Raw genomic sequence first — 4583 nt, 5'->3', positions numbered from 1 at the left:
CCGCCAGCGCGGCGTCGAGGGTGGCCAGGTCCTCGGCGGTACGTCGGCGCGCGGCGAGCCGGGCGGCCTCCACCTCGAAGGCGCGGCGTACCTCGATCACCTCGGTCATCCGGTCGTCGGTGAGGCGGCGGGCCACCACGGGTGCCAGTTCGTCGGTGGAGAGCACGTAGGTCCCGGAGCCCTGTCGGCACTCCAGCACCCCGGCGTGGGCCAGTGCCCGGACCGCCTCGCGGACCGTGTTGCGCCCCACGCCGAGATCCTCGACGAGTTGCGGCTCGGTCGGGATGCGGCTGCCCACCGGCCACTCGCCGGCCAGGATCCGCCGCCGCAGCCGGGCGATGGTCTCGTTCGTCCGTCGGCCCCGGGGCGGGACGGCGGAATCAATCGCTGGTGGCACTGGTTACAGCCACTCGCCGAAATTCATCCCATGATTGTAGGTTCGAGGTCATGACTCCGCCAGCCGCCGGCACCCCCGCCACCACTGCCCCGACCGCCGGTGCCGCACCCGCTGCGACCGGGACCGCTGACGCCGGAAACCCGGTGGGCGGGGCGGATCGGGCGCGTGCCGGGTGGCTGCTGCTGGTCGGGATGCTGCTGGTGGCGCTGAACCTGCGGGCCGCGATGACCAGCCTCGGCGCACTGCTCGACGAGGTACGCGTCGGGTTGGCGCTCTCCGGCGCGATGGCGGGCGCCGTCACGACCCTGCCGGCCGTGGCGTTCGCCGGGTTGGGTGCGACCACGCCGTGGCTGGTCCGGCGGCTCTCCGCCCCGCGACTGCTGGTGCTGGCGATGATCGCGCTCACCGTCGGGCAGGTGCTGCGGGTGGTGACCGGGTCCGCCGTGGTGTTCCTGGCCACCAGCGCGCTCGCGCTGGCCGGTATCGCGGTGGCGAACATCCTGCTGCCGATGCTGGTCAAGCAACACTTCCCGCACCGGACCGGCCTGGTCACCGGGGTGTACATGATGACGTTGACGGTGGGGGCGACGGCGGCTGCCGCCGCTGCGGTGCCGGTGGCGCACGCCTTCGGCTCGTGGCGGGTCGGACTGGGTGTCTGGGCGGCGCTCGCGGCGGTGGCCGTACTCCCGTGGTTGCCGGCGGCGCTGCGGACCGGTGGGGCCGCGCGGCGGTCGGGTCGGCACGGCGGGCGGGCGCGTCTGCGGATCAGTCCCGCGCGCACCCGGCTCGGCTGGGCGATGGCGCTCTATTTCGGCGCGCAGTCACTGAGCGCGTACGCGATCATGGGCTGGCTGGCCGTGCTGTTCCGGGACGCCGGTTTCCGGCCGCAGGACGCCGGCCTGCTGCTGGCCGGGGTGACCGCGCTCGGGGTGCCGATCGCGCTGCTGATGCCGACGCTGGCCGGTCGGCTGAGCGACCTGCGGCTGCTGGTGCTGGCGTTGACCGCCGCCTCCAGCGTGGCCTACCTGGGGCTGGCGTTCGCGCCGCGTGGCGGGGCGGTGCTCTGGGTGGTGCTGCTGGCGTTGGGGCAGGGTGCCTTCCCGCTCATCCTGGCCACCATCGGGCTGCGGGCGCGTACGGCCGACGGGACGGTCGCGTTGTCGGCCTTCACGCAGAGCGTCGGGTACCTCATCGCGGCGCTCGGGCCGCTGCTGGTCGGGATCCTGCACGAGTCCACCGGTGGGTGGACGGCACCCCTGGGCTTCCTGCTGGTCGCACTCGCCGTGCAGACCGGGGCAGGAATCGTCATCGCTCGCCCTCGGTACATCGAGGACGAGCGAGGCCCGGCCGTGGCCGGTGGGTAGCGCGGTGGGGTCAGGAGGAGGTGGTGGGTTCCCCCGCGACCGCCTCGTCGACCGTCGGATAGGTGTGCAGGACCTCCACGAGGCCACTCACCTCGAGGATGCGCAGCACGCCGCGTTGTGGCGCGGCCAACCGGACCACCCCGCCGGCCTCGTCGGAGCTGTTCTTCGCGCGGACGAACACCGACAGACCGGTGGAATCGCAGAACGAGACATCCGACAGGTCGAACACGAGGCGGCTGCGCCCCTTGTCGAGCAGGTCGGTGATCTGGTCCTGCAGTTGCGGTGCGGTGGCCATGTCCAGTTCACCTGCGACCGACACCACGACCACGTCGCCGCGTTGCTCCGTGTGCACCGTCAGGGACATATGCCAGACCTCCTGTTTATCGGAGGAACGGTATCCCACGCCGGGCCCGGTACGCAGAACGGGAGCACGATGAGGTGGCCCCCGTCATTCCCTTGCTTCGTGACAAGTAGTTTGTGGGTCCGCGGTGATAGAGTCCGGCCGGTCCAGGTCTAGGGGGGTAGTGCGATGGCGTTGAGCGCTGACGAGAGTGGCCGCTTGGCGGACCTGCTCACCGGTCAGGCCGGACAGGTCGTCCAGCGGTGGACCGAGGTCCTCGCCGCCCAGTTGCGGGGCCGACTCAGCCAGGCCGAACTGGTCCGGCAGGTGCAGGAGATGCACCGGGTGCTGGTGGACGCGCTCGGCAAGGGCGTGGGCGACCTCGCCGCCGAGGAGGCCACCGAGCTGCGGGCCGTGCTCGCCGAGGTCTCCCGTGGGCAGGCCCGGCAGGGCTTCACCGCCAGCGAGACCGCCAGCAGCGTGTTCGCCCTCAAGGAGGCCCTGCTGACGGTCATGGAGACCGATCAGGGCACCGGAACGCTGCGCGACTTCGTCGCCTTCTCGGCGCTGGTCGACCAGATGGGCCTCTTCACCTTCGAGACCTACGTCCGCACCCGCGAGAGCCTGATCGCCGACCAGGCGGAGCAACTGCTGGAGCTCTCCACCCCGGTGGTCAAGCTCTGGGAGGGCGTGGTGGCGGTGCCGCTGGTCGGCACGCTCGACTCGGCCCGCGCCCAGGTGGTGATGGAGCGGCTGCTACAGACCCTGGTCGACACCGGCTCGCCGTACGCGATCATCGACATCACCGGCGTACCGGCGGTCGACACCCAGGTCGCCCAGCACATCCTGAAGACCGTGGTGGCGGCCCGCCTGATGGGCGCCGACTGCATCATCTCCGGCATCCGGCCGCAGATCGCCCAGACCATCGTCGCGCTCGGCATCGAGTTCGGCGACATCGCCACCAAGGCGAGCCTCGCCGACGCGCTGCGGCACGTGCTGCGGCTCACCGGCGTCGAGGCGAACCGGCGACAGACCCGCCGGGAGGTCTGATGGAGCGGGTGCCGATTCTCAAGATCGGCGACATCCTGCTGGTCTCCATCCAGCTCGACATGTCCGACCAGACGGCCGTGGCCCTCCAGGAGGACCTGGCCGAGCGGATCGTCGCCACCGGCTGTCACGGCGTGATCATCGACATCACCGCCCTGGACATCGTCGACTCCTTCGTCGGCCGGATGCTCTCCACCATCGCCTCCATCTCCCGGGTGCTCGATGCCGAGACGGTGGTGGTCGGGATGCGTCCGGCAGTCGCCATCACCCTGGTCGAGCTGGGCCTGTCGCTCAACGGCATCCGGACCGCCCTGAACGTCGAGCGCGGGATGGAACTCATCGCGGCCGACCGCGCCGACGACCTCCACGACGACGACTTCCACGACAGGGCGGATCCCGAGCCGACGGCGTCGTCATGACCAGCGGCGTCGACCTGGGGCGTCCCCAGGCGCAGACGGTCGGCAGCGACGAGGACGTGGTACGCGTCCGGCAACTGGTGCGTACCGTGGCGGTGGCGGTCAAGCTGTCGCTGGTCGACCAGACCAAGGTGGTCACCGCGGCCAGCGAGCTGGCCCGGAACACACTGGTGTACGGCGGTGGCGGCACGGTCGAGGTCTCCAAAGTCGACAACGGCCGCAGGTCCGGCATCACGATCGTCTTCGCGGACGACGGTCCGGGCATCGTCGACCTGGACCTCGCCCTGACCGACGGCTACACCACCGGCGGCGGCCTCGGTCTCGGCCTGAGCGGTGCCCGCCGGCTGGTGGACGAGTTCGACATCCAGACCGCGCCCGGGCAGGGCACCCGGATCACGATCACCAAGTGGTCCCGGTGACCGCCGCGCCGGTCTCCGACCGGGGCACCTGGTACCGCGTGGAGAACGGCAGCACCGGCAGTGCGGTGCGGCGGGCGGCCGAGCGCCTGGGGAATGAACTGGCGCTGCCCGAGGGCCGGATCGCCGACCTGGCCATCGTCGCCGCCGAGCTGACCAGCAATCTGATCAAGCACGCCGACGACGGTATGCTGCTGCTCCGGCCGGTACGCCGCGAGCTGGACGCCGGGGTCGAGCTGATCGCCCTGGACTCCGGTCCGGGCATGGCCGACCTGGCGCAGTCCGCGCGGGACGGGCACTCCACCACCGGCACCCTCGGCATCGGTCTGGGCGCGATCGTGCGCCAGGCGAGCTGGTTCGACGCGTACTCCTGGCCCGGCCGGGGCACCGTCATCGCGGTACGCGTGTTCGGGGGCGCGGACACCGACCTGCCCTGGGCCGGCGGGCTGACCAGGCCGCTGGCCGGCGAGACGGTCTGTGGGGACGGTTACGCCTGGCGGGTCGTCGGCGATCGCCGTCAGGTGCTGGTCACCGACGGCCTCGGGCACGGCCCGCTGGCCGGGGCGGCCACCGACGCCGCGCTCGCCGCGTTCCGAGGTGACC

7 protein-coding genes are annotated in these 4583 nt (G+C 71.8%); 5 read left to right on the top strand and 2 right to left on the bottom strand.

The genetic code is table 11. The features are described from left to right. A partial coding sequence (locus tag EYA84_RS27120) for a FadR/GntR family transcriptional regulator (RefSeq protein ID WP_131056593.1) occupies positions 1 to 397 on the bottom strand: 397 nt, incomplete at its 3' end. 50 nt (positions 398 to 447) lie between these two features. Between EYA84_RS27120 and EYA84_RS27115 the strand changes: the two genes are divergently transcribed. After that, the gene (locus EYA84_RS27115) at positions 448 to 1761 is read left to right on the top strand and encodes an MFS transporter (RefSeq protein WP_131056591.1); all 1314 of its coding nucleotides are present in this window, start codon (positions 448 to 450) and stop codon (positions 1759 to 1761) included. A 10-nt stretch (positions 1762 to 1771) separates the two neighbouring features. Here EYA84_RS27115 and EYA84_RS27110 read toward each other — a convergent pair whose 3' ends face one another. After that, positions 1772 to 2125 (bottom strand): STAS domain-containing protein, encoded by a 354-nt coding sequence (locus EYA84_RS27110; RefSeq protein ID WP_131056589.1) that lies wholly within the window; start codon positions 2123 to 2125, stop codon positions 1772 to 1774. Between the two features lie 165 nt (positions 2126 to 2290). Between EYA84_RS27110 and EYA84_RS27105 the strand changes: the two genes are divergently transcribed. The 4 genes from EYA84_RS27105 to EYA84_RS27090 all read left to right on the top strand — a co-directional run. Beyond that, positions 2291 to 3151, top strand: a complete 861-nt coding sequence (locus EYA84_RS27105) for an STAS domain-containing protein (protein WP_131056587.1) — start codon at positions 2291 to 2293, stop codon at positions 3149 to 3151. Continuing rightward, on the top strand, positions 3151 to 3567 hold the full coding sequence (locus EYA84_RS27100; protein WP_131056585.1) for an STAS domain-containing protein: 417 nt from the start codon (positions 3151 to 3153) through the stop codon (positions 3565 to 3567). Before EYA84_RS27105 ends, EYA84_RS27100 begins: the two co-directional genes overlap by 1 nt. After that, the gene (locus EYA84_RS27095; protein WP_131056583.1) at positions 3564 to 3983 is read left to right on the top strand and encodes an ATP-binding protein; all 420 of its coding nucleotides are present in this window, start codon (positions 3564 to 3566) and stop codon (positions 3981 to 3983) included. Before EYA84_RS27100 ends, EYA84_RS27095 begins: the two co-directional genes overlap by 4 nt. Then, positions 3971 to 4583: anti-sigma regulatory factor (locus EYA84_RS27090; protein WP_161595052.1), on the top strand; the 613-nt coding region annotated here is incomplete at its 3' end. The genes EYA84_RS27095 and EYA84_RS27090, both read left to right, overlap by 13 nt.

Origin of the sequence: Verrucosispora sp. SN26_14.1 (assembly GCF_004307965.1) — a bacterium.
In the GTDB taxonomy this organism is placed as follows: domain Bacteria; phylum Actinomycetota; class Actinomycetes; order Mycobacteriales; family Micromonosporaceae; genus Micromonospora.
This window is presented reverse-complemented; position numbering and strand designations above follow the sequence as displayed.

Excerpts from the sequence above, each read along its gene's own strand:
- EYA84_RS27115 (WP_131056591.1), top strand. The coding sequence starts at position 448 with ATGACTCCGCCAGCCGCCGGCACCCCCGCCACCACTGCCCCGACCGCC.
- EYA84_RS27110 (WP_131056589.1), bottom strand. The coding sequence starts at position 2,125 with ATGTCCCTGACGGTGCACACGGAGCAACGCGGCGACGTGGTCGTGGTG.
- EYA84_RS27105 (WP_131056587.1), top strand. The coding sequence starts at position 2,291 with ATGGCGTTGAGCGCTGACGAGAGTGGCCGCTTGGCGGACCTGCTCACC.
- EYA84_RS27100 (WP_131056585.1), top strand. The coding sequence starts at position 3,151 with ATGGAGCGGGTGCCGATTCTCAAGATCGGCGACATCCTGCTGGTCTCC.
- EYA84_RS27095 (WP_131056583.1), top strand. The coding sequence starts at position 3,564 with ATGACCAGCGGCGTCGACCTGGGGCGTCCCCAGGCGCAGACGGTCGGC.